This is a genomic window from Castellaniella sp. S9 (assembly GCF_027257175.1).
Lineage (GTDB): Bacteria > Pseudomonadota > Gammaproteobacteria > Burkholderiales > Burkholderiaceae_B > Castellaniella.
In genome coordinates, this window is sequence record NZ_JAPFGD010000004.1 from 1 (window position 1) to 23,245 (window position 23,245).

Below are 23,245 nucleotides of genomic sequence, written 5' to 3' on the forward strand. Positions count from 1 at the left end.
TCCCATCCCGAACAGGACAGTGAAACGCCTTCGCGCCGATGATAGTGGATGGACATCTGTGAAAGTAGGTCATCGTCAGGCTCTGATGCAAAACCCCCGCAAGGATCAACCTTGCGGGGGTTTTTTTTATGGGCGTTCCTTCGAAATAGGCCAGGCTGGGCCCAGCCGCACTGATCGCGGTCAGCGTCGGGGCTGTTATGACGCTAAAATGAGGCCGACAGCAACCTGCGCTCGGCGCATCTAGGAGATCCCCCCATGGGAGACACCCCCGACACCGACAATGGGCTGACCATGCGCCAGCTCATACACCTGATGTATGCTCTGTTCGCCGTGGGCATCGCCACCGGCGGGTTCTTTGGCGTGGCCGTCATCGCCGCCCTGGTGCTGGCCTACCTCAAGCGCGGCGATGCAATCGGCACGGTGTATGCCGGCCACATCGACTGGATCATACGGACGTTCTGGTGGGGGCTGTTGTGGCTGGCGCTCAGCGCGTTGGGAACACTGGTGTTCATTGGCTGGGCGACGGGCCTGGTGGCGCTCATCTGGATCGTTTACCGGATCGCCAAAGGATGGCTGGCCCATTTCGCCGGCGAGACGCCCTTGCCCGGATTCTGACGAGTTTCCCGACGCGAAGCCCTATTGCCGGCCCTATGCAGGGATTGCAGGCGCCGGATGCCCGACCCGGCGGCTTGGGAGTGCGCCCGTGGGCGCAAGCCCCCGCAGGATTACTTCAAGTGCTGGCTGACGAGCTTGGTCAGCTCGAACATCGAGACCTGGTCCTTGCCGAACAAGGGACGCAGCTTGTCATCGGCGTTGATGTTGCGGCGATTCTTGGGGTCTTGCAGGTTGTTTTTCTTGATGTAGTCCCAGATGCGCTTGGTGACTTCGGTGCGGGGCACGGCCTCGTTGCCGATGACCGCGGCCAGCGTGGCGCTGGGGGTCAGGGGCTTCATGAAAGCGGCGTTGGGCTTGCGCGCTGATTTTTCGGTGGTTGCCATAGAGACAGGCTCCTTCTTTGTTGGAAAATGTGATGCCCTCGCAGCATACCGCGTGTTTCCCCGAAAGACAAAGCGGATTCCGTAAGAATTTTTACAGATCAATCCCTCCCTGGAGCCTCTCATGCCTCACACTCCGCGCACTCTGACGATACGGCAGCCGGACGACTGGCATCTGCACCTGCGCGACGGCGCCGTTTTGCAGGCGGTCGTCGGCGACAGCGCGCGCCAGTTCGGCCGCGCGATCATCATGCCCAACCTCAAGCCGCCGGTGACGACCACCGCGCAGGCCGCCGAATACCGTGAACGCATCCTGGCGGCCGTCGCTAGCCTGGACGAGGCCGGCGCCGCCGGCTTCCAGCCGCTGATGACGCTTTACCTGACGGACCACACGCCCCCCGACGAGATCCAGCGGGCCCGCGAATCCGGCTTCGTCCATGGCGTCAAGCTCTATCCCGCGGGCGCGACCACGCACTCCGATGCGGGCGTCACGGACCTGCTGGGACGTTGCGGCGGGGTGCTGGAGGCCATGCAGCGCCACGGCATGCCCCTGCTCGTGCACGGCGAGGTCACCGATCCCGAGGTGGACCTCTTCGATCGCGAGGCGGTTTTCATCGAGCGGGTCATGGTGCCGTTGCGCGAGGCCTACCCCGAGCTGAAGGTGGTCTTCGAGCACCTCACGACGCGGGACGGCGTGCAGTATGTCAGCGAGGCTCCCGGGCCGATCGCCGCGACGATCACCGCCCACCACCTGTTGTACAACCGCAATGCGCTGTTCAAAGGGGGCCTGCGGCCCCATTGGTATTGCCTGCCGGTGCTCAAGCGCGAAACCCACCGGCGAGCCCTGCTCGAGGCCGCGACCGGCGACAGCCCGCGGTTCTTTCTGGGAACGGACAGCGCACCCCATCCGCGCGGCGCCAAAGAACAGGATTGCGGCTGTGCGGGCTGCTACACCGCGCGCCATGCCATGGCGCTGTACGCCACAGCGTTCGAGGGCGCGGGCCGGCTGGATCGGCTGGAGGCATTCGCCAGCCTGAATGGCCCGGCCTTCTACGGCCTGCCGGTCAATACCGCCACCCTGACGTTGGAGCACGTCGACACGGACATACCCCACGAGCTGCCCATGGGCGATGACGTGGTGGTGCCGCTGGCCGCGGGAGAGTCCCTGCCCTGGAGGCTACAGGGCTGACGATCGTCGACGCGGGACGTCAATCCTTTTTGCTTTCGAGGAGTTCCCAGCGGGCATAGCTGGACTCGAGCTGCGCCTCCACGGCCTCGATCGCCCGTTGTATGGATTCCGCCTCCTCGGTGCCCGAGCGGTAGAGGTCGGGGTCGGACAGGCGCGCCGCGAGACCGGCCTGTTCGGCCTCCAGTTCCGAAATGCGCTCGGGCAGGGCCTCGAGTTCCTGTTCCTCCCAGGGGGCGAGCCGGTTCTTGCGGGCTCGTGTGCCGCCGTCCTCCTTGTCGGCTGACGCGGGCCGGGAGGGTGCGGCATCGCGGGCCGCGGGCGCGGAGGATCCGGCCGGATCCGGCGTGGCGGGCGCTGGGCGCTGGGCGATCCAGTCGTCGTAGCCGCCGACGTACTCCCGCCACAGGCCGCCGCCCTCGGCGACGAGGGTCTGGGTCACGACGTTGTCGAGGAAATTGCGGTCATGGCTGACCAGCAGCACTGTGCCGCCGAAATCCTGCAGCAGGGATTCCAGCAGTTCCAGGGTGTCGATGTCCAGGTCGTTGGTGGGTTCGTCCAGGACCAGCACGTTGTGCGGTTGCGCGAACATGCGCGCCAGGGCCAGCCGTGCGCGTTCGCCGCCCGAGAGACTGGAGACCGGCGAGCGGGATCGGGCCGCCGGAAAAAGGAAGTCCTCGAGATAGCTCATGACGTGCTTGCGCTGGCCGCCGATCTCGACCCATTCGCTGCCGGGGCTGATGGTGTCCGCCAAGGTGGCGTTCTCGTCCAGCATGCCGCGCATCTGGTCGAAATAGCCGATGGACAGCTGGGTGCCCAGCCGCACCGTGCCCGCGTCCGGCTGCAGCTCGCCCAGGATGATGCGCAGCAGCGTGGTCTTGCCCGCGCCGTTGGGGCCGATGATCCCGATCCGGTCGCCGCGCTGGATGGTGGCGTCGAGATCGCGGATCAGGGTCCGTCCGCCGTAGCCGTGGGTGACGCCGCGCAGCTCGGCGACGAGCTTGCCCGAGCGTTGGCCATCGGCCAGCGAGAACCGGACCTGGCCTTGCTGCTCGCGGCGGGCGGCGCGTTCGCGGCGCAGCGCCTCCAGGCGCCTGACCCGGCCTTCGTTGCGGGTCCGGCGCGCCTCGACCCCCTTGCGGATCCAGACTTCCTCCTGGCTGAGGAGCTTGTCGAACCGTGCATCGGCCAGGCGTTCCGATTCCAGCCACTGCGCCTTGCGCGCCTGCCAGGCGCTGAAGTTGCCGGGGAAGCTCAGCAGCCGCCCGCGATCCAGCTCGATGATGCGGGTGGTCACGACGTCCAGGAAGCGGCGGTCGTGGGTGATGATCACCACCGCGATCCGCGCGGCCAGCAGCAGGCCCTCGAGCCAGGCGATGCCGTCGAAGTCCAGGTGGTTGGTGGGCTCGTCCAGCAGCAGCAGGTCCGGCTCGGCGACCAGCGCGCGTGCCAGGGCGACGCGTTTGCGCGTGCCGCCCGACAGGCCCGCGATCGGTGCCTCGGCGTTCAGGCCGAGGCTGTCGATCAAGGCTCCGGCGCGCGCCGGGCGTCCCCAATCCTCGGTGTCCAGCATGTCGCCGCAAAGCGCCTCGAGCACCGTGAGGCCCTCGGGCAGTTCGGGTTCCTGTTCCACGGTTGCGACCCGCAGCCCGCTCACGCGGCGGATCTCGCCGTCATCGAGCTGCGAGCGGCCGTCGAGGATGCGCAGCAGCGAGGATTTGCCCGCGCCGTTGCGGCCGATCAGGCCGATGCGCTCGCCCGCCTGGATGGCCAGGTCGGCGTGGTCGAGCAGGGGATGATGGCCGTAGGCCAGCTGGGCCTGGGTCAGGGACAGCACAGTTTCGGACATGGACTGCGGGGTCTCCAAGGCGAGGGGGTTGAGGACATTCCCGTATTGTCGCAGTATTGGAGACGGGGGCAGTTGGGATAAGGAGGCGGGACATGCAACTACCGTTGCGTTTGGACCTGGGCCGGCATCAGAACTTGCAGCGACAGATCTTCGAGCAGATCCGGGACCTGATCATCGAGGGCTGCCTGAAGGAAGGCGTGCAGCTGCCGGCAAGCCGCATATTGGCAAAAGACCTGGGGGTGTCGCGCAACACCGTGGTGCAGGCGTACGAGTTGCTGGTTGCCGAGGGCTACCTCGACATGCGGCCGCCTGTCGGCACGTTCGTGGCGCCGCTGCCGGCGACGGCCCGGCCCGTGTCCGATGTGCCACCCGCGCCGTTGCCGGATGTGGCGGCGTCCTGTTGCAGCCTGCGCTACAAGGGCGAGCCACACATTGTCGTTTCTCCCTATGACACCCCAGTGGCCTTTGATTTCTGGGTCGGACGACCCGACGCCCGCCTGTTTCCGATCCTGAACTGGGCCAAGAGCATGAAACAGCGCCTGCGCTATCTGCAGGACGGCAATAGCGGCTATGGGGATCCAGCAGGCCTGTGGGATCTTCGCCAGGCGATTGCCGAGTACGTCGGGGCGGCGCGCGGGATCCGGGCCGAGGCGGGCGACATCCTGATCGTCAATGGCATCCAGGAAGGCCTCAGCCTGATGGCGCAGCTGTTCATCGCCGAAGGCACCGAGGTGGTGGTCGAGAACCCATGCTACATGGGGGCCGCCAATATGTTCGCCAGCCGGGGCGCGCGCCTGGTCCCGGTGCCGGTGGACGACCAGGGCCTGTGCATCGAGGCGTTGCCGACGGGTGCGGCGCTGGCGTATCTGACGCCGGCACACCAGTACCCGACCGGTGCGGTATTGTCCGCCCAGCGGCGGCATCGCCTGCTGCATTGGGCCCAGTCCTGTCGGACCTATATTCTGGAGGACGATTACGACAGCGACTTCCAGTACGACCAGACGCCTTTGCCGGCGCTCAAGAGCCAGGACGAGAGTGGCCACGTGGTCTACATGGGTACGTTCTCCAAGAGCCTGGGCGCAGGCCTGCGGGTGGGCTACCTGATCCTGCCGCGCCCGCTGTTCCAGCCGGCCCTGGTCGCGAAGTGCCTGCTGAACAACGGCACGGTGTGGCTGATCCAGGCCTTGCTGGCCGATTTCCTGGCCTCGGGCGCCTATCGCCAGCACCTGCACCGGATCCGCACGCTGTATGCGGCGCGGCGCAACCTGCTCTGGCAGGCGCTGTCCCAACAGCTTGGCGGCGAAGTCTCGGGTACGCAGGGCGGGATGCACCTGGTCTGGCACATGCCTGACAGCATGCCCGAAGCCCTGGACGTGGAACGCCGGGCGCGGGCGCTTGGCGTGGGCGTCTACAGCTTTCCCACCGGCAACGCGCGGCTGCTTGGCGATGCGGCCGAGCAGCGCTATGCCCGGTCGCTGATGCTGGGATATGCCGCGCTTCAAGAGCGTGAAATCGAGTCCGGGGTGCGGCGCCTGGCGTCGCTGCTGGGGTGAGGCGGCCGGCCGCCGGCCGCGCATGGACCCATCAGATGGTTGAAGCATGGACCTTGAGTTTGCTGGCTCCGGACCTAGACTAGACAGCATAGAAAAAGACCCGTCATGGGGAGGAGACAGCAATGCGCAATCATTTGCTGGGCAGCCTGCTGGCTATGCTGGTGGCGATGCTTTTGGTGGCGCCGGCATCCGCGAAGATCTGGGATTCGGTGCCCGACGAACAGCTCAAGGCGCTTGAGATCGACCGGGATGCCAGTCCCAAGGCGTTCTACGAGGCCTTGTCGGCACGCTACAAGGCCGAACTGACCAAGGGCAAGTTCGCCAAGTGGTGGGAACCCATACCCATGGACCAGTACCTGGCTCCCACGCTGTTCTACTCGCCGCCTCCCGGACTGGACATCGAGGTCAGCCGCAGCCAATGCGCGGACTGCCACCAGGCGGTGACGCATGGCTGGGTGAAATCCTGGGAAAAGAGCGTGCACGCGAATCTCGACGAGATCCGTGGCTTGCCCGACGGGGATGTGCGCGCCTATAAAAAGGACATCATCGCCGAGGTCGAGTCCAATCTGCACTCGCTCGACCTGCTGGCTGCGGATCAAACACTGAAGAACGTCTCCTGTATTGACTGTCACATGGGCGTGGGCCAGGAAACCGGCAACCACGCCAAGGACCTGCGCATGCCTGACCGGTCCGTGTGCGGGACCTGCCACCTGAGGCAGTTCGCCGAGGCCGAGTCCGAGCGCGATACGCTCGTCTGGCCTCAGGAACAATGGGCGCCTGGGCATCCCTCGCATACGGTGGACTACATGGCCAACGTCGAGACCGCCACCTGGGCCGCCCTGCAGCAGCGTGAGGTGGCGGCCAGTTGCACGATGTGCCACACCAATCAGACCAAGTGCGACAACTGCCACACGCGCCACGAGTTCTCGGTGGTCGAGGCCCGCAAGCCGCAGGCCTGCGCGACCTGCCACAACGGCGTGGACCACAATGAATACGAGAACTACATGACGTCCAAGCATGGCACGGTCTACCAGACCCTGGGCCATGAGTGGGACTGGAATGCGCGGCTGGCCGATGCCTTTGAAGCGGGTGGGCAAACGGCGCCGACCTGCCAGACCTGCCACTTCGAGTACAACGGCGAGTTCACGCACAACGTGGTGCGCAAGGTGCGCTGGGGCTTCCTCCCGTTCCAGAACATCGTGGACAACCTGGACGACCCCTGGTTCGAGTCGCGCAAGGTGGCCTGGCAGTCGACGTGCTCGCAGTGCCACTCGCCACGCTTTGCCAAAACCTATCTCGACATGATGGACAGCGGCATCAAGGAGGGCACGGCGCTGGTCGAGTCGACGCGCAAGGTGGTGCAAAAACTCTATGACGACGAACTGCTGGTGGGCCAGAAGACCAACCGTCCGGTGCCGCCCGAGCCCGAGATCGCGGAGGCCGGTGGCTTCAGCTCGCTGTTCTTCGCCCAGGGCAATGGCACCACGCTGGTCGACCGCACATTCGCGGAAATGTGGGAGCAGCACGTCGCCCAATACATGAAGGGATTGCAGCACGTCAATCCGGGCGGCTGGACGTACTCCGCCGGCTGGTCCGACCTGATCAAGGACCAGACCATCATCAATGAGCAGGATACAGTGCTGCGGGCCCGGGCCGCGCTCGAGGAGCGCGTGGCCAAGCTCGAGGGCGCCACGCAGCAAAGCGCGGCGAAGGTTTCTTCGCTGGCGCCGGCGTCGGGGTCGATACAGCTGGCCAGCCTGACCCTGGATGCGGATTACACCAGCGGCAGCCTGGCCCTGCTGGGCGGGGGGCTGCTGTTCGGGGGCTTGATGTCGGTACGGCGCGCACCCAAGCGCAAGGAGGAAGAGGAGACCGCGTAGGCGGCGACACGTGGGGTGGTGCGCAAGCGCCACCCCCCATGCGCCGCAGTCCCAGAGGAGTCGTGTGCAGGAGGAGTCATGACGGGAATCTCCACTCGGTTGGCGGATACGCGGTGGCGGGGCATGCTCGTGATGGGTGTGGGCGCGCTGTTGCTCGGCGCGGCCGCCTGGATATGGATGCGCGGGATGGCGGCGGAGCCGCCCTATCGCTACGAGATGGATGCGGCGCCGGCACAGCAGGCCGCACCCGAGACCCTGCGCAGTGCGCAGGGTGTGTTGCCATTGCAGACCGGACGGGTGCTGGTGGCCGGCGGGGCCGGGGATGTCCTGGCCAGGTTCGCCACGGTGGGCTCGGCCGATGGTCCGGTCCTGATGCGCTGGCAACCCACGGTCGATGGTCCATTCCTGCGCCTGCCGCCCGACTTGGGCGAGATCGAGGCGCTGGCCGAGGTGCTCGAACGCCATGTGGATCCGCAGACCCCCGTGCTGGCATGGTGGGATGTCTCCCGTCAGCTGGGCCTGCTGTCGGGGGTGCGGACCGTCTTTGATGCGCCGCTGGGCAAGCCGCTCTTCATTCCCGCGGCATGGCGCGGCGCGCGCGGCCAGGTGGAAGCGGTTGAAACGGCATTCTGGGGCGCCACCGCTCAGGGCGACGAGGCGGCACGCTTCGAACGCTTCGCCGATGCGCTGGTGATGGAGGAGGGCGCCGGCATGGACGCCTTGCGCAGCCTGCTTCCGGACCAGCGCGCCGTCCTGGTCTTGCATGTCCGCGATGCCATCCAGCTTGGCCAGATGCGTCCTGACCGCATCGGGGTCGCCTATCGGGAATTTCCACCCTCGGGGGACGTGCACGGCATGGTGCGCAGTGTGCGCGGCTGGCTGGGCGAGGATGGATACACGGCCTATGCGCTCATGCGCAACGAGAACCAGCCCCTGAAGGCGATCGCATTGACCGACGATGCGTCGGGCATGACGCTGGCGGCGCGCCTGCTGCCCTTCATCGGCAATGCCCAATACGATGTGCCTGGCACGACCCTGGTCTATCAGACGGGGGGCTTCGTCGTCTATGAAATCGGGCCGGCGGCCTCCGGCGCGCAGGAGTAAGCCATGGCGGCCGGACGGATCAACTGGTATGCCTTTGCGGCGCCGCGCCGCTTCTACGATCTGGCGGGCGCGCTGATTCCCTGGCTGGGGGGACTGGCTGCGCTGCTGGGGGTGGCGGGCCTGGTGATCGGACTGGGCATCGCGCCGACCGATGCACAGCAGGGCGACGCCTATCGCATCATCTTCGTCCACGTCCCGGTGGCCTGGATGTCGATGATCATCTACCTGGCCATGGCGTTCTGGGCCGGGGTCAGCCTGGTGTTCAATGCGCGGCTGGCGGCCATGCTGGCGCTCGCCCTGGCGCCGACGGGCGCGCTGATGACATTCCTCGCGCTGTGGACGGGCGCGCTCTGGGGCCGGCCGACCTGGGGGGCCTGGTGGGTCTGGGATGCGCGCCTGACCTCGGAGCTGGTCCTGCTGTTCCTGTACGTTGGTTTTCTGGCCCTGCACGCGGCGATCGACGACGTGCGCCGCGCCGACCGCGCGGCCGCCCTGCTGGCCCTGGTGGGCGTGGTCAATGTGCCCATCATTTATTTCTCCGTGGTCTGGTGGAACACACTGCACCAGGGCGCCTCGGTCAGCCTGTCGAGCGCGCCCACCATGGCGGCCATCATGCTGACGGGCATGCTGATCGCGACGCTGGCCTTGTGGTGCTATTGCATCGCCATTGTCCTGGCCCGCGTGCGCGTCCTGATCGTCGAACGGGAGGGCGCGTCCAAGTGGATGGCGCGCAAGGAGGAGTGGACATGAACTGGTCGAACTGGGCCGAGTTCTGGGCCATGGGCGGCCATGCGCGCTATGTCTGGGGCAGCTTTGCCATGGTGGCCCTGGTCCTGGCGGCCGAATGGGCGCAGCTGGCGTGGCGGCGCCGGCTTGCGCGCCGCCCGGAGGGCCTGCGCGGCATCGCACTGGACAAAGAGGTGAAGGCCCATGAAGCCGCGAACGAAACGTAGCCTGATGGTGCTTGGCGGCCTGGCCTCGCTGGGATTGGCCAGCGCGCTCGTGCTCGACGCGTTTCGCAGCAACCTGGTGTTCTATTTCAGCCCGTCGGAGGTCGCCGCCTCGGCCGTGCCGTCGGGCCAGCGGTTTCGCCTGGGCGGTGTGGTCGAGGAAGGCAGCCTGCGGCGCGAGGGCCAGACCCTGCGCGTGAGCTTCGGCGTGACCGACGGTGCCCGGACGGTGCCGGTCCACTACGAGGGATTGCTGCCCGATATGTTCCGCGAGGGCAAGGGCGTCGTGGCCCAGGGCGTGATGGATACGGGCGGCGTATTCGTCGCCGATCAGGTCCTGGCCAAGCATGATGAGAACTACATGCCGCCCGAAGCCGCCCAGGCGCTCGAGGACGCCCGCCTGGCCGCCAATACCGAGGTGTCGACGGCCTGGACCGGCGGTGGCGGAGGCACGCCATGATTCCCGAGATCGGTCACTTCGCCCTGACCCTCGCGCTGCTGCTGGCCTGTGTGCAGGTGGTGCTGCCCCTGTGGGGCGCGGCCCGCGACCGGACGGCCTGGATGGCCCTGGGACGTCCGGCGGCGGCGGGACAGGCGCTGTTCGTGCTGGTGGCGTTCGCCTGCCTGATGTGGTCTTTTTATGCCAACGATTTCTCGGTGCGCTATGTTGTTCAGCACTCCAACACGGCCTTGCCCTGGGCCTATCGCCTGGCGGCGGTGTGGGGCGGCCACGAGGGCTCGATCCTGCTCTGGCTGCTGATCCTGTCCGGCTGGACCTTGGCGGTGGCGCTGTTTTCGCGCCACCTCGAATTCGGCATGCTGGCCCGCATCCTCGGGATCATGGGGCTGATCAGTATCGGTTTCCTGCTGTTCATTCTGTTCACGTCGAACCCATTTGACCGGCTGTTTCCGGCCGCGCTCAACGGCGACGACCTGAACCCGCAATTGCAGGACCCTGGGCTGATCCTGCATCCGCCGCTGCTGTACATGGGGTATGTGGGCATGGCGGTGCCGTTTGGGTTCGCCATGGCGGCACTGCTGGCCGGCAAGCTGGATGCCGCCTGGGCGCGCTGGACCCGGCCCTGGGCGACCGTATCCTGGTGTTTTCTCACCCTGGGGATCGCCCTGGGCAGCGCCTGGGCCTATTACGAACTGGGGTGGGGCGGCTGGTGGTTCTGGGATCCGGTCGAGAACGCGTCGCTGATGCCCTGGCTGGTCGGCGCCGCCTTGCTGCATTCGCTGGCGGTGACCGAGAAGCGCGGCACATTCAAGATGTGGACCGTGCTGCTGGCGATCATTGCGTTCTCTCTGTCGCTGCTGGGCACGTTCCTGGTCCGCTCGGGTGTCCTGACCTCGGTGCATGCCTTTGCCACGGATCCAAAGCGTGGCGTCTTCATCCTGCTGTTCCTGGGCATCGTGGTCGGCGGCTCCCTGCTGTTGTTCGCGCTCAGGGCTGCGCAGGTGGGTCTTGGCGGGCGTTTCGCAACGGTATCGCGGGAATCGATGCTGCTGGGCAATAACGTGCTGTTGATGGTGGCGGCCAGCGCGGTCTTGCTGGGCACGCTGTATCCGCTGCTGATCGACGCCCTGGGCATGGGCAAGCTGTCGGTCGGGCCGCCGTACTTCAATGCGGTGTTCGTGCCCTTGATGGCACCGGCGTTGTTCCTGATGGGCATCGGCCCGATCGCGCGCTGGCAACGGGCGGATGCGGGGGGGCTGGCGCGACGCCTGCGATGGGCGCTGGCGGTCAGTCTGGCGGCGGCCCTGGCGACACCCTGGCTGGCTGGCGGCTGGAGCGCCTGGACCAGCTTTGGCTATTTCCTGGCATTCTGGATCTTTGCCAGCGCCGCGGTCAATCTGGGCGGGCGCCTGGCGGCGCGACCGTGGCGCGAATGGTGGCGCGTCTTGCGCGTGCAACCCGGCAGCTACTACGGCATGCTCGTCGCCCACGTCGGCATGGGCGTGCTGGTGGTGGGCGTCACCACGGTCGGCAGCTACGAGATCGAGCGCGACGTGATCATGCGGCCATCGGAAACCGCGTCCGCGGCGGGCTATGTGTTCCGCCTCGATACGATCAGCCAGCGGCCGGGCTCGAACTATATAGCCGATCGCGCAGTCATTTCCGTTTTTCGCAATGAGCAGCGGATTGCGATCCTCACGCCGGAGCGGCGGATCTACACCGCTGCGCAATCGGCCAATCCCATGACCGAAGCGTCGATCGACACCGGCCTGACGCGCGACCTGTATGTGGCGTTGGGCGATGCCCTGGAGGGCGGCGCCTGGATCGTGCGCATCTACGTCAAGCCCTTCGTGTCCTGGATCTGGGGCGGTGGCATCCTGATGGCGCTGGGCGGCGGGCTGGCGGTCCTGGACCGCCGCTATCGCCGCCGCGTGGCGCAGGCCGACGGCTGCGTGGCACCGGTTGCCGCGCCGCCGCCGCCGTCCTATCCGGATACGGGCGCCGCCGTGCCCAAGCGCGTGGAGACCTCCGCATGAAGAAACAGGCCTGGCTGCCGCTGTTGGTGTTCCTCGTGCTAGTGGGTTTTCTGGCCGTCGGGCTGCGCCTGGATCCGCGCGACCTGCCTTCGCCCCTGATCGATCGCCCCGCGCCGCAATTTGCCTTGCCCTCGGTCGACGCCATGGACCAGGTCCGCGACTCGGGCGATTTGCGCGGGCAAGTCTGGTTGCTGAATGTATGGGCGTCCTGGTGCGTGGCCTGCCGCCAGGAACACGGCGCCTTGATGGACTTTGCGGCGCAGGAGTCGGTACCGCTCTATGGCTTGAACTACAAGGACAGGCATGGCGATGCGGTGCGCTGGCTGCGCGAGCGTGGCGACCCGTACGTCGATTCCTTCTTTGACGGCGAGGGCAGGGTCGGGATCGATTTCGGCGTGTACGGCGTGCCGGAAACATTCCTGATCGACCGCGAGGGGCGCATCCGTTACAAGCATGCGGGGCCCCTCACGCCGGAACTGCTGCGCGACACGATCCTGCCCTTGATCGGAGCCTTGGGTGCGTAGGGCATGGGGGATCGCTGCGGGGCTGGTCCTGGCCTGCGGCCTGAACCTGTCGCTGGCGGCGGGTCGCGAAGCCCGCCCACTGGCGGAGGATCCCGCCTTGGAGGCCCGGGTGATGGAGATTGCCGAGGACCTGCGCTGCCTGGTGTGCCAGAACGAGACCCTTGCCGCGTCGCACGCGGGCCTCGCGGTCGATCTGCGCGCGCAAATCCGCGAGCGCCTGGCGGCCGGCGAAGACCGCGCACAGATCATCGATTTCATGGTCGCCCGCTATGGCGACTTCATCCTTTACCGCCCGCCGTTCCAGCCCAACACCTGGGTCCTGTGGGTCGGCCCCTTCGTGCTGCTGGCCCTTGCGCTGGCCATCATGGCGCGAGTCATCCGCCAGCGCCGCGAACAGGGGACCGGGGACGAGGCGTCATTCGATGAGGAGGCGCCGTCATGATGCTGTTTCTGGTCCTGTTGATGGCGAGCATCGTGGCCGCCGGGATGTTGGTGTGGCCCCTGCTGCGCCCCGCGGCCGCGCCGGGCGGCGCGGTGCCGTCGGCGAGCTGGCGCACGGCCCTGGTCCTGGGTTTCATCGTGCCCATGGCTGCATTCAGCTTGTATGTGGGCAGCGGTCGTCCATTCGCCTGGCTCAGTGACCAGGCGGTGCGGCAGGCCCAGACCGACAGCCTGTCGCGGATCCAGTCGTCCATCGACGAACTGGCGGCCCGCCTGCGTGCGCAACCCGAAGACCTCGAGGGCTGGCTGCTGCTGGCGCGCTCCAACCAGGGCATTGGGCGGATGGCGGAATCGCTGGAGGCATACGCGCGTGCCGTGTCCCTGGCGCCGGAGGATGCCGACCTGATGGTGGAATATGCCAATGCGCTGGGCCGCCGGCAGGGCCGCCGCCTGGCGGGCCAACCCACGGTGTGGATCGATCGGGCGCTGGCGATCGCACCCGACAACTTGAACGCCTTGGCGCTGGCCGGGGCCGCAGCCTTGCAGCAAGGGCAGCCGGAGCGCGCACGCGCCTACTGGACCCGTTTGCGTGACCTGACGCCTGGAGACTCCGGCGACCGTGGGCGTGTGGATGCCTTGCTGGCCCGCATTGATGGGGACACCGGCCCGGCGGTGTCGGCGGGCATGTCCGCCGCCGCGCAGCCGGTGCCGGCTGCGGCCGCCGCCGCAAAAGTCAGTGGGGTCGTTCGCATCAGCCCCGCCTTGGCGGATCGGGTGGCCGCGGGCAGCACGCTGTTCATTTTTGCCCGTGCCCTGGAGGGGCCGCCGCTGCCCATTGCCGCCGTGCGCAAGGCCGCGACGGATTGGCCGGTGCCGTTCGCGCTGGATGATGGCGCGTCGATGATGCAAGGACGGTCGTTGTCGGCCTTCGATGCCGTGCGGTTGGTGGCCCGGGTTTCGCATTCCGGCAGCCCTGAGGCGCAGCCAGGCGATCTGGAAGGGGCATTGGAGCCGGTCGCCGTCGGGGCGGCCGGCCTGGAAATCGTCCTGGATCGCATCGTCCAGGCCCGCTGATCCTCCAGGCGGCTCCGGTGGCTCAATCCAGCGCGATGCGCAGCGCGGCGGCGCTCGCCCAAGGGGCGAGGAACAGGGCCAGCACCAGCATGGCGCCCAGGGTGGCATAGTAGCCGTCCGCCGGCATGCCGCGCAGGCTGTCGCCGACTGCCGCGGCGCCGAACACCAGGATCGGGATGTACAGGGGCAGGATCAGGATCGCCAGCAGCGTCGCGGCGCCCCGCACGCCCACCGTGAGCGCCGCACCCACCGCGCCCAGCAGGCTGAGCGTCGGCGTGCCCAGCAGCAGGACCAGGAACAGGGTGCCAGTGGCCTCGGCCGGCAGGTTGAACTGCAGCGCCATCAGCGGCGCGATCACGATCAGCGGCACGGCGGTGCCCAGCCAATGGGCGGCGGTCTTGCTGAGCAGCAGCAAAGGCAGCGGGGTGCCGGCCAGCAGAAACTGCTCCAGGGTGCCGTCCGCGTGGTCCTCGGCGAACAGCTTGGGCAGCGTCAGCAGGGTGGCCAGCAGCGCCGCCACCCAGATCACGCCCGGTGCGATGTCGCGCAGGACGGTGGGGTCGGGGTTCATGCCCAGCGGGAACAGGCCGGTCACCATGATGAAGAACACCAGAGCACCGATGCTGTCGGTGCGCCGCCGCCAGGCCAGGCGCAGGTCTCGGGTCAGGACGCACCTCATGGTACGCAGTTCGGTGTGGCTCATAGTTCGATGACCTGTTGTGGCAGGGCTTCCAGGCCGGTGCGGTCGTGGCTTGTGAAAATGACGATGCCGTCGCCGCGCAGGTGGTCCTGGATCAGGCCGACCAGCCACCCGCGCGCTGTGGCATCCAGTGCGGTGAAAGGTTCGTCCAGGATCCACAGTGGCGCCGGCGGCTGCACGGTCAGCCGCGCCAGCGCCAGGCGCCGGCGCTGGCCTTGCGACAGCAGCCCGGCGGGCACCGCGCGGCGGGCGGACAGGCCGGCGGCCTGCAGGGCCGCATCGATCTGGGTCGCGGCGGGCCGGCGGCCCTGCAGGGCCAGCGAAACCGCCAGGTTCTCGTGGACGCTGAGTTCCGCCTTGCTGGCCGGCGCGTGGCCGATATAGATGAGCTGGCTGGAATAGTTTTCGCCCAGGCGGCGGATATCCTCGCCCTGCCAACGGATCGCACCGTGCTCGGGCCGCGACAGGCCGCTGATCGTGCGCAGCAGGCTGGTCTTGCCCGCCCCGTTGGGGCCCGATACGCGCAGCAGGCCGCCCGGCCCGACGTGTGCGTCCAGGTCTTCGAATAATTGCCGCGTCCCACGCGCGCACGCGATTGCTGTCAGCTCGAGAATGGAGGCTCCTCCGCCGGTCTGCGCCGGTCCTGGGTGAAGTGTAGTCAGGGCGGCGAGGGTGGGCAAGGACGTGTCGTCTTCCCGTACAATGACGCTTGCGGGGCAGATCGGGCAATCGCGGTGCCTGCGGGCATCGAGGAAGGTCCGGACTCCACAGGGCGCGATAGCGGCTAACGGCCGTCCGGCGACCCCTTTCGGGCAAGCCGAGGACCAGGGCCACAGAGACGAGTCTGCCACGGGGGTGTGTCTTCGGGCGCACACCGGTACGGCCATCTCCGTACCGTATGGCGGCGCATGCCGCCATGCCGTGGCAGGGTGAAACGCGGCAACCTCTATCGGGAGCAACATCAAATAGGCATGCGCAGGCTTCGTGCCGGCAGGGCGGCCCGCCCCAGCATGCGGGTAGATGGCTAGAGCAGTCCAGCAATGGCCTGCCCAGAGGAATGATTGCCCGCCGGGGCGACCCGGCGTACAGAATCCGGCCTATAGATCTGTTCCGCACTCTTTTTTCCACCCCCTTGAGAGCCCCGCTGCGCGGCGTGCTCCAGGCAGTCCGGCCGCTTGGACAATAGGGAATGTTGCGCATAGGGCCGGCTGATGCGCTGTGTTAACCTGTTGTCACAGTTCAGTGCCGACGGCCCGCCATTGCGTGACGGCGGGTGCGCCGACCGTATCCTCCGCCCACCCGGGCGGACCCCAGGAGACATCGGTGACAGAAACGACAGAATCGCCTCTGTCGGACGCGGGCGGTAACCAGGAACCCTGGTTGCTCGAGGTCCGTGATCTGGTGAAAAACTTCGGCGGCCTGCGGGCGGTCGACCATTGTTCCTTTCGAGTCGAACGGGGCACCATCACCGGCCTGATCGGCCCCAACGGGGCCGGCAAGACCACCGTCTTCAATCTCATCACCGGCTTCATCCCGCCGGACTCCGGCCGGATTCTCCTGGCTGGCGAGGACATCGGTCACTTGCGTCCCGACCAGATCTTTGCGCGCGGCCTGTGCCGCACGTTCCAGATCCCCCGCGAACACGGTTCGATGAGCGTCCTGGAAAACCTCCTCCTGGTGCCGCCCGAGCAGTCGGGCGAACGCTGGTGGAACGCGCTGATCCGCGGCGCGCAGGTCCAGGCCGAGGAAACGCGCAACCTGGAAAAGGCGCGCGAGGTCCTCGAATACCTGCAACTGACGCACGTCAGCAATGAATATGCCGGCAATCTGTCGGGCGGCCAGAAAAAACTCCTGGAACTCGGCCGCATGCTGATGGCCGACCCGCAGATCATCCTGCTGGACGAGCCCGCCGCCGGCGTCAACAGGACCTTGCTGCGCACCATATCGGACAACATCCAGTACCTGGCGCGCGAACGCGGCATCACGTTCCTGCTGATCGAGCACGACATGAACATGGTCATGAACCTGTGCAATCCCGTCATCGTCATGAGCGAGGGCCGCAAGCTCGCCGAAGGCGAGCCCGACATCGTGCGCAATGACAAGAACGTGCTCGAAGCCTACCTAGGAGGTCAATATGCCGCTGCTGAAGGTTGATTCGGTGACGGCGGGGTACGGCGACACCGAGATCCTGCGCGGCGTGTCCATGGTCGTCCAACCGCGGGAAGTCGTTTCCATCATCGGCCCCAACGGGGCCGGCAAGTCCACCCTGATGAAGACCATCTTCGGGCTGCTGCATGCGCGCCAGGGTTCGGTCACCTTCGACGAACACGACATCACGCGCCTGGCGCCGTACCGGGTCGTGCGCCTGGGCATGTGCTATGTGCCGCAGGTCGCCAATGTCTTCACCAGCCTGACCGTCGAGGAAAACCTTGAAATGGGGGCGTTTCCGGCCGGCAAGGCCGACCAGACCGAAAGCAAGGAGCGGGTCTACGCGATGTTCCCCAAATTGCGCCAGCGCCGCCGCCAGCTGGCGGGCAAGATGTCCGGGGGCGAACGCCAGATGGTGGCCATGGGCAGCGCGTTGATGCTCAACCCCAAGCTCCTGTTGCTCGACGAGCCCACCGCCGCGCTGTCCCCCAAGCTCGTGGATGAAATCTTTGAACGCATCGCCCGCATCAGCGAAACGGGCGTGGCCGTGCTGATGGTCGAGCAGAACGCCCGCCAGTCGCTCAGCATGGCGGATCGCGGCTATGTCCTGGCCAACGGCGAAAATCGCCACGAAGGCACGGGCCGGGACCTGCTCAACGACCCGAACGTCGGGCGTCTCTATCTCGGAGGCTGATCGGATGGCTGAATCCGCACAAACGACGGGGGGCGGCCTGTCCCCGGAGGCATCCGAGGAGGACGCCGTCCACGCCCGAGACACCGGCGGCATGCGCAGTCGCCGCTTTGTCGGCATCGTGCTGTTCTGTGTATTGGCCGCCATGTGGCTGGCGGGCTGGTATTCCGGCACCAGCGCGCAGGAAATGCTGTCCCTCACGATCTGGGGCGTGATGCTGGGCGGGATCCTCGCCCTGGGCGGCATCGGCCTGACGCTGTGCTATGGCGTGCTGAAGTTCCCCAACTTCGCGCATGGGGAATTCCTCACCCTGGGCGCCTACGTGACCTACGGGATGGTGCTGGTTCTGCCGCAGTCCAATCCGATCTGGCGCTTTTCCTTCGGCTGGGAGCTGATCATCGGGCTGCTGCTGGCCGCCGTCGTCACCGCCGGCGTGGCCATCCTGCTCGACCGGCTGCTGTACCGTCCATTGCGCAGGCATCAATCCCCGCTGGTCCTGCTGGCCATGGCGTCGCTGGGGATGGAGTTCCTGCTGCGAGGCATCGTCTACCTGCTGTGGGGCTCGGACTTCCACTTCTATTATTCCGGACGCAGCAACCCGGCCTTGCACTTGCCCCTGGGGCTGCGCCTGCAGGCGGACCAGCTGTTCGTCTTTGCGCTGGCCCTCATCCTGGTGGTGGCCCTGTACTGGATGCTGACGCGCACCCGCATCGGCAAGGCGATGCGGGCCACGGCCGACAATCCCGACCTGGCCCAGGTCCGCGGCATCAACACCGAGCAGGTCATCGCGTGGACCTGGACCATAGGCGCCGGCCTGGCGGCCATTGGCGGCGTCATGTATGGCCTCGCCTCGCAGCTGCGCCCCGACATGGGGTTCGTGCTGCTGCTGCCCTTGTTCGCCGGTGTCATCATGGGCGGGATCGGCAGCGCCTGGGGCGCGCTGGTGGGCTCCATCATCATCGGCATCGCCATGCAGCTGACCTCGGCCTTCCTCAGCCCCGCCTACGGGCCCGCGGTGGCTTTTGTGCTGATGGTCCTGGTGCTGCTCATGCGGCCGCAGGGCCTGTTCGTCCAACGTTAGTGTCTCACGCCCGCAGGAGTCGTCGCCATGGAACCATCGCTGCTACTCAAGACCTGCTTTCTGCTGGTCCCCGCCGTATTGCTGGGCGGCCTGCTGCTGTCGGGCCGGCGCTGGCTGCTGCGCCTGCCGCTGGCCGTGGTTTTCGGCGTGGTGCTGGCCTTCGGCGTGGCCCTCTGGCTGCCGGGCATCATGGATTACCTGGTGTCCTTCTGCATCATGGCCACCATCTACGCCATCCTGTCGCTCGGCCTGAATGCCCAGTGGGGCTACAACGGACACCTGAACTTCGGCATTGCCGGCTTTTTTGCCGTGGGTGCCTTCACCATGGCCCTGTTCGTCACCGCGCCGCCGTCCGGCGCCATGGTCGCCTATGCCCAGCAATGGTTCGGCCTGCAGGCGCCCTTCCTGGTGGGGCTGGTGGCGGCGGGCATCCTGGCGGGTATCGCGGGCTACCTGGTGGCCCAGCCGATCCTGCACCTGCGCGAGGACTTTCTGGCCATCGCCACCCTGGGCATCGCCGAGATCATCCGGCTGATCTTTCAGAACGAGCGTTGGCTGGCCAACGGCCCGCAGCCGCTCTCGGGCATTCCGCAGCCGCTGTCCTGCGTCTTCGATGGGCCCACCTGCACCTGGCTGCCGGACTGGCTAGTGCAGATCCTGTCGGTGCTGGACCAGCGCGACTACAGCTATCTCTATCTGGCGATCGTGACCATCACCCTGGCGGTCGTGTATGTGCTCCTCGAGACACTGGTCCGCTCGCCGTGGGGGCGCGCCCTGCGGGCGGTGCGCGACGAGGAAGCCTCGGCGGCCATGAACGGCAAACCGGTGAAAGCCCTGCGGGTGCAATCGTTCGTCCTCGGGGCGGTCGTCATCGGCGTGGCCGGGGCGCTCTATGCGCCCTACATGGTGACCATCGACTATAGCCATTTCAAGCCCCTGTTCGCGACCTTCCTCGTGTGGGTGATGCTGATGCTGGGCGGCAGCGGCAACAACAAGGGCGCCATACTGGGGGCCTTCGTGATCTGGGCCGTCTGGAGCGGCACGGGCTACGTCACCGAGGCCATGCGGGCGGCCTTGCAGGACGTCGCGCCGGACGTGGCCTCGCGCATGGCGTTCCTGCGCTGGTCCTTCGTCGGGCTGTTGCTGGCGGCCATCGTTCTGTTCCGCCCGCAGGGCATCCTGCCCGAGAAAAAGCGCGTGTCGCGTTTCCTGAAAGACGTGCCCGAGGACTGATTCCGGGGGCCGGTCGGGCGGCGCGAAAAAGGCCACGCAAGTGGCCTTTTTCGTGGGCTGCGGCGGGCCTCAGGCCGCCGGGATGTCCTTGGCGGCGACCATCTTGACCGTCTCGATGTCCGTGGCGGTGTATTTCCAGATGTTGACCGGCGTGATGACGTCGCCGTTCTTGTCGAAGTCGCAAGGCCCCGCCACCCCGTTGTAATTGATTTTCTTGCCGGCCTTCAGGGCCTTCAGCATGTCGACGGTACGGCCCGGGTCGCCGCCGTCGATCATGTCGCCCGGGCCGTTGGCCACCTCGCGCAACTGGTCGCGCAATACGGTGCCCGTGATCTTCGAGGCGTCCGTGGCGCCCTTGGCGACGACGGCCGCCATGGACAGGCACGCCAGCAGGCCGGCGTCATACGAGCAGGTGGTGAACGGCGGGAAGTGGTCGTATTTGAAGCCCGCGAGGAAGTTCTTGGAGAAATCCTTGTAGGACTGCGTGCTGGTGTCCTCACCCGGCGCGGTGCCGTATTGCCCTTCCATGTCCTTGGCGCCGACCTCCTTGATGAGGTCGATCCCGGCATTGCCGTCGGCGAATTGCCATTTCGTGAAATTGAAGGTGTCGCGCGATTCCTTGCAGATGGCGATGGTGTGCGCGGGGTAGCTGAGGATCAGCAGCAGGTCGGGCTTGTCCTTGAGGGCCTGGGACAGCATGGACTTGTAGGTGGGCTGGACTTCCTCGGGGTGGGGAACCTGCGCCAGGACCTTTCCGCCGCGGTGCTCGAAGGCTGCCGCAAAGGCGTTCGACAAGCCTTGGCCATACGGGTTGTTGATGTAGATGGTGGAGACTTTTTTGAACTTGTAGTTGGGGTCGATTTCCCCGTTGACGAGCTGCGCAGCCACCACACCTTGCATGGCGTCCGAGGCCGAGGTGCGAAACAGCAGGTCGGCCTTGGCGTCGGCCGGCAGGACGCTGACCAGCGGCGAGGTGGTGCCGTTGCCGATCTGCAGGACGCCGGAAGGAATCGTCACCGAGGTGGCGACCGCCACGGTCACGCCGCTGGACCAGCCGCAGATGACGATGGGCGTGTGCTGGGTGTCGACCATCTGGCGCGCCGCCTGCACGCCGGTGGTGGGCAGCGTCGCGCTGTCGACGGTGACGAGCTTGGATACGATGGGGCCGCCGAAGACCTCGTTGGCGGCGTCATTGACATGGTTGATGGCCAGTTGGACGGCATCCCGGTAATAGGGGCCGAATTCGGCCGCCGACCCGGTCATGGGCGCGACCTGGCCGATGGTGATGGCGGGGGGCTTGTCCGCCGCGAAGGCGCGCATCGGCAAGGTGCCGGTCAGCGCGACGGTGCCGCCTGCCGCACCCAGCGAGAGCAGGAACTGGCGGCGTGATTGGGAGGTATGGGGTTGATCCGACATGAGGAACTCCTTTTGGTTGGCTGGCGGGTGGCAGGCAAACACAAAAAAGGCTCGGATGCTTTCGAGTCCGGCGCGATGGGTGGGCGCCACTGTGCTGTGTGATCCTGGGATAGGACGGGTCTCATTACATCGGACTCCCCAGGCGACTGTCAATCCGTGATTCTGTCCGTTGCATTCGGTACGAAATGGCCGTCGACGTGCGACCCGGGTAGGCCACAAGGGCGGCCTTCTGTTCACAAAGGACTTTCACTTGGCCTTGCAATCCATTGATTTTTCAGGGGTTTATAGTCCGATATTTTCGTCGGAATGAATGTAAGTGCTTGTTGTCATTGAATAAATTTCAATTTAAACCTTGACCGCCGCAGTATCCATGCCGTAGAGTGGGGAAAAGTAGGTTGAAGTGCAAAAAAGTGGGAGGAATTCCTCGTGTTTCAAGGGAGCAGCGCGCTCACACTGGATGCCAAGGGCAGGATGTCGATCCCGGCCCGGCATCGTGACGTGTTGTTGTCGACGGAACAGGGGCGTCTGACCATCACGCGGCACCCGGACGGCTGCCTCATGATTTATCCGCGGACCGCCTGGGAGGCCAAGCGCGAACAGATCGCGGCGCTGCCCATGAGCGCGCGGGCCTTGCAGCGCCTGCTGCTGGGCAGCGCGCAGGACGTCGAGCTCGACGGCGCCGGACGCATCCTGGTGGCGCCGGAACTGCGCGCCGCCGCGAACATGACGCGCGAGGTCATGCTGTTGGGCATCGGCACGCATTTCGAGCTCTGGGACAGTGCCGAGTGGGCGCGTCGCGATAGCGAAGACATCGAAAATCTCGATCCAGCGGTTCTGGAAAAGTTCACTTTCTGAGTCCGCCATGGCGTTTGCACATCGAACCGTTCTGCTTGAACCGGCCATCGACGCATTGCTGAATCCGGCATACGGACGCAAGGCGCGAGGCGCGGCCCCGGACGCCGGGGCGCAGGCGTCCCGCCTGGGCGGGATCTACGTGGACGGGACCTTCGGCCGTGGCGGCCACAGCCGGCTGCTGTTGCGGCGGCTGGCGCCCGAGGCGCGCCTCATCGTGTTCGACAAGGATCCGCTGGCCATCGATGCCGCCCGCGCGCTGGGCGAGACCGATGCCCGGGTCCACGTGATCCATGACGGCTTCGCCTCGATGCCTGCGCATCTGGAGGCGCTGGGCATCGGGGGCGTGGACGGCGTGCTGCTGGACCTGGGGGTCTCGTCGCCGCAGATCGATGATGCGGGGCGGGGATTTTCATTCATGCGCGACGGCCCGCTGGACATGCGCATGGACACGAGCCGTGGCACCACCGCCGCGCAATGGCTGGCGCAAGCCAGCCAGGACGAGTTGAAGGAGGTCATTGCTGATTATGGCGAAGAACGGTTTGCTTTCCAGATTGCAAAGGCGATTGTTGCGGGCCGCGAATCCCGCCCGCTGCGCACCACGCACGAGCTTGCCCAGCTCGTTGCCGGTGTCGTCCGCACGCGCGAAAAAGGTCAACACCCGGCCACAAGGACCTTTCAAGCTATACGGATTCACCTCAACCAAGAGCTTGAGGAGCTCGCGCACGCCCTCCCGGCAATTCTAGGGCTGCTGAAACCCGGCGGGCGCCTGGCGGTGATCAGCTTCCATTCCCTCGAGGACCGGATGGTCAAGCAGTGCCTGGCGGCCGCGGCGCGGCCCGGCCAGGCGCAGGCGCGGCTGCCGATCGCCGAGCGCGACATGCCCAAGCCCTATGTCGTCCTGCTGGGCCGCATCCTGCCCGACGAGGCCGAGGTCCGCGAGAACGCGCGCGCGCGTTCGGCGGTGCTGCGCGTAGCCGAACGCACCGGCGAATGCCTGGCGCCCGATGCGGCCCGCGCATTCGTGCCGGCGCGGCGCGGCGCGCCGCGCAAGATCCGCGGAGGACGCTGA

General features: G+C 66.7%; 23 protein-coding genes, 1 rRNA gene and 1 other RNA gene. 20 read left to right on the top strand and 5 right to left on the bottom strand.

The features are described 5' to 3' along the window. Both rrf and OOZ48_RS07025 read left to right on the top strand, forming a co-directional pair. Positions 1-81, top strand: a 5S ribosomal RNA gene (rrf, locus tag OOZ48_RS18535); the annotation flags it as partial. Between the two features lie 174 nt (positions 82-255). Then, the gene (locus OOZ48_RS07025; protein WP_269496836.1) at positions 256-615 is read left to right on the top strand and encodes a DUF4870 family protein; all 360 of its coding nucleotides are present in this window, start codon (positions 256-258) and stop codon (positions 613-615) included. A 110-nt stretch (positions 616-725) separates the two neighbouring features. On the opposite strand, the gene OOZ48_RS07030 is transcribed toward OOZ48_RS07025, so the two are convergent. After that, positions 726-998, bottom strand: a complete 273-nt coding sequence (locus OOZ48_RS07030) for an SWIB/MDM2 domain-containing protein (protein WP_269496838.1) — start codon at positions 996-998, stop codon at positions 726-728. A 121-nt stretch (positions 999-1,119) separates the two neighbouring features. Between OOZ48_RS07030 and pyrC the strand changes: the two genes are divergently transcribed. Next, a complete protein-coding gene (gene pyrC, locus OOZ48_RS07035) occupies positions 1,120-2,184 on the top strand; it encodes a dihydroorotase (protein ID WP_269496840.1) in 1,065 nt (354 codons plus the stop codon). A gap of 19 nt (positions 2,185-2,203) precedes the next feature. On the opposite strand, the gene OOZ48_RS07040 is transcribed toward pyrC, so the two are convergent. Next, entirely contained in the window at positions 2,204-4,030 is a 1,827-nt protein-coding gene (locus tag OOZ48_RS07040; protein WP_269496842.1) for an ATP-binding cassette domain-containing protein, read from the bottom strand. A 92-nt stretch (positions 4,031-4,122) separates the two neighbouring features. Between OOZ48_RS07040 and pdxR the strand changes: the two genes are divergently transcribed. The 10 genes from pdxR (at position 4,123) to OOZ48_RS07090 (ending at position 14,052) form a co-directional block, all read left to right on the top strand. After that, positions 4,123-5,583, top strand: a complete 1,461-nt coding sequence (gene pdxR / locus OOZ48_RS07045; RefSeq protein ID WP_269496844.1) for a MocR-like pyridoxine biosynthesis transcription factor PdxR — start codon at positions 4,123-4,125, stop codon at positions 5,581-5,583. A 122-nt stretch (positions 5,584-5,705) separates the two neighbouring features. Beyond that, on the top strand, positions 5,706-7,463 hold the full coding sequence (locus tag OOZ48_RS07050) for a multiheme c-type cytochrome (RefSeq protein ID WP_269496845.1): 1,758 nt from the start codon (positions 5,706-5,708) through the stop codon (positions 7,461-7,463). Positions 7,464-7,541: 78 nt separating this feature from the next. Continuing rightward, positions 7,542-8,567 (top strand): hydroxylamine oxidation protein HaoB, encoded by a 1,026-nt coding sequence (haoB, locus tag OOZ48_RS07055; protein ID WP_269496846.1) that lies wholly within the window; start codon positions 7,542-7,544, stop codon positions 8,565-8,567. Between the two features lie 3 nt (positions 8,568-8,570). Continuing rightward, positions 8,571-9,317 carry a heme ABC transporter permease CcmC gene (gene ccmC, locus OOZ48_RS07060; protein WP_269496848.1) on the top strand — a complete coding sequence of 249 codons (747 nt, stop codon included), beginning with the start codon at positions 8,571-8,573 and terminating at the stop codon, positions 9,315-9,317. Beyond that, on the top strand, positions 9,314-9,520 hold the full coding sequence (ccmD, locus tag OOZ48_RS07065) for a heme exporter protein CcmD (protein WP_269496850.1): 207 nt from the start codon (positions 9,314-9,316) through the stop codon (positions 9,518-9,520). The genes ccmC and ccmD overlap by 4 nt, the downstream gene beginning before the upstream one ends. Beyond that, positions 9,498-9,977 carry a cytochrome c maturation protein CcmE gene (gene ccmE, locus OOZ48_RS07070; protein ID WP_269496851.1) on the top strand — a complete coding sequence of 160 codons (480 nt, stop codon included), beginning with the start codon at positions 9,498-9,500 and terminating at the stop codon, positions 9,975-9,977. Before ccmD ends, ccmE begins: the two co-directional genes overlap by 23 nt. Next, positions 9,974-12,013: a heme lyase CcmF/NrfE family subunit gene (locus OOZ48_RS07075; RefSeq protein WP_269496853.1), complete on the top strand. Its 2,040-nt coding sequence runs from the start codon at positions 9,974-9,976 to the stop codon at positions 12,011-12,013. Before ccmE ends, OOZ48_RS07075 begins: the two co-directional genes overlap by 4 nt. Further along, positions 12,010-12,537, top strand: coding sequence for a DsbE family thiol:disulfide interchange protein (locus OOZ48_RS07080; RefSeq protein WP_269496854.1), 528 nt, complete (start codon positions 12,010-12,012; stop codon positions 12,535-12,537). The genes OOZ48_RS07075 and OOZ48_RS07080 overlap by 4 nt, the downstream gene beginning before the upstream one ends. Beyond that, positions 12,530-12,979: a cytochrome c-type biogenesis protein gene (locus tag OOZ48_RS07085; RefSeq protein WP_269496856.1), complete on the top strand. Its 450-nt coding sequence runs from the start codon at positions 12,530-12,532 to the stop codon at positions 12,977-12,979. Before OOZ48_RS07080 ends, OOZ48_RS07085 begins: the two co-directional genes overlap by 8 nt. Continuing rightward, positions 12,976-14,052, top strand: coding sequence for a tetratricopeptide repeat protein (locus OOZ48_RS07090; RefSeq protein WP_269496857.1), 1,077 nt, complete (start codon positions 12,976-12,978; stop codon positions 14,050-14,052). The genes OOZ48_RS07085 and OOZ48_RS07090 overlap by 4 nt, the downstream gene beginning before the upstream one ends. Positions 14,053-14,074: 22 nt before the next feature. Here the strand turns inward: OOZ48_RS07090 and ccmB are convergent, their stop codons facing one another. Then, complete coding sequence (ccmB, locus tag OOZ48_RS07095) at positions 14,075-14,755, bottom strand: heme exporter protein CcmB (RefSeq protein ID WP_269496858.1); 681 nt, start codon at positions 14,753-14,755, stop codon at positions 14,075-14,077. Then, on the bottom strand, positions 14,752-15,432 hold the full coding sequence (gene ccmA, locus OOZ48_RS07100) for a cytochrome c biogenesis heme-transporting ATPase CcmA (RefSeq protein ID WP_269496860.1): 681 nt from the start codon (positions 15,430-15,432) through the stop codon (positions 14,752-14,754). Before ccmA ends, ccmB begins: the two co-directional genes overlap by 4 nt. Positions 15,433-15,465: 33 nt before the next feature. Here ccmA and rnpB point away from each other — a divergent pair. The 5 genes from rnpB to OOZ48_RS07125 all read left to right on the top strand — a co-directional run bounded on the left by rnpB (position 15,466) and on the right by OOZ48_RS07125 (position 19,905). Next, positions 15,466-15,868, top strand: an RNA gene (rnpB, locus tag OOZ48_RS07105) — RNase P RNA component class A. Between the two features lie 207 nt (positions 15,869-16,075). Next, positions 16,076-16,906, top strand: coding sequence for an ABC transporter ATP-binding protein (locus OOZ48_RS07110; protein WP_269496862.1), 831 nt, complete (start codon positions 16,076-16,078; stop codon positions 16,904-16,906). Continuing rightward, entirely contained in the window at positions 16,887-17,594 is a 708-nt protein-coding gene (locus OOZ48_RS07115; protein WP_269496864.1) for an ABC transporter ATP-binding protein, read from the top strand. The genes OOZ48_RS07110 and OOZ48_RS07115 overlap by 20 nt, the downstream gene beginning before the upstream one ends. A 4-nt stretch (positions 17,595-17,598) precedes the next feature. Next, positions 17,599-18,672, top strand: coding sequence for a branched-chain amino acid ABC transporter permease (locus OOZ48_RS07120; RefSeq protein WP_269496866.1), 1,074 nt, complete (start codon positions 17,599-17,601; stop codon positions 18,670-18,672). Between the two features lie 27 nt (positions 18,673-18,699). Further along, entirely contained in the window at positions 18,700-19,905 is a 1,206-nt protein-coding gene (locus tag OOZ48_RS07125; RefSeq protein ID WP_269496868.1) for a branched-chain amino acid ABC transporter permease, read from the top strand. Between the two features lie 69 nt (positions 19,906-19,974). On the opposite strand, the gene OOZ48_RS07130 is transcribed toward OOZ48_RS07125, so the two are convergent. Continuing rightward, positions 19,975-21,321: an ABC transporter substrate-binding protein gene (locus tag OOZ48_RS07130; RefSeq protein WP_269496870.1), complete on the bottom strand. Its 1,347-nt coding sequence runs from the start codon at positions 21,319-21,321 to the stop codon at positions 19,975-19,977. Positions 21,322-21,747: 426 nt separating this feature from the next. Between OOZ48_RS07130 and mraZ the strand changes: the two genes are divergently transcribed. Next, the gene (gene mraZ, locus OOZ48_RS07135; RefSeq protein WP_269496872.1) at positions 21,748-22,176 is read left to right on the top strand and encodes a division/cell wall cluster transcriptional repressor MraZ; all 429 of its coding nucleotides are present in this window, start codon (positions 21,748-21,750) and stop codon (positions 22,174-22,176) included. Between the two features lie 7 nt (positions 22,177-22,183). Continuing rightward, positions 22,184-23,245, top strand: a complete 1,062-nt coding sequence (gene rsmH / locus OOZ48_RS07140; RefSeq protein WP_269496874.1) for a 16S rRNA (cytosine(1402)-N(4))-methyltransferase RsmH — start codon at positions 22,184-22,186, stop codon at positions 23,243-23,245.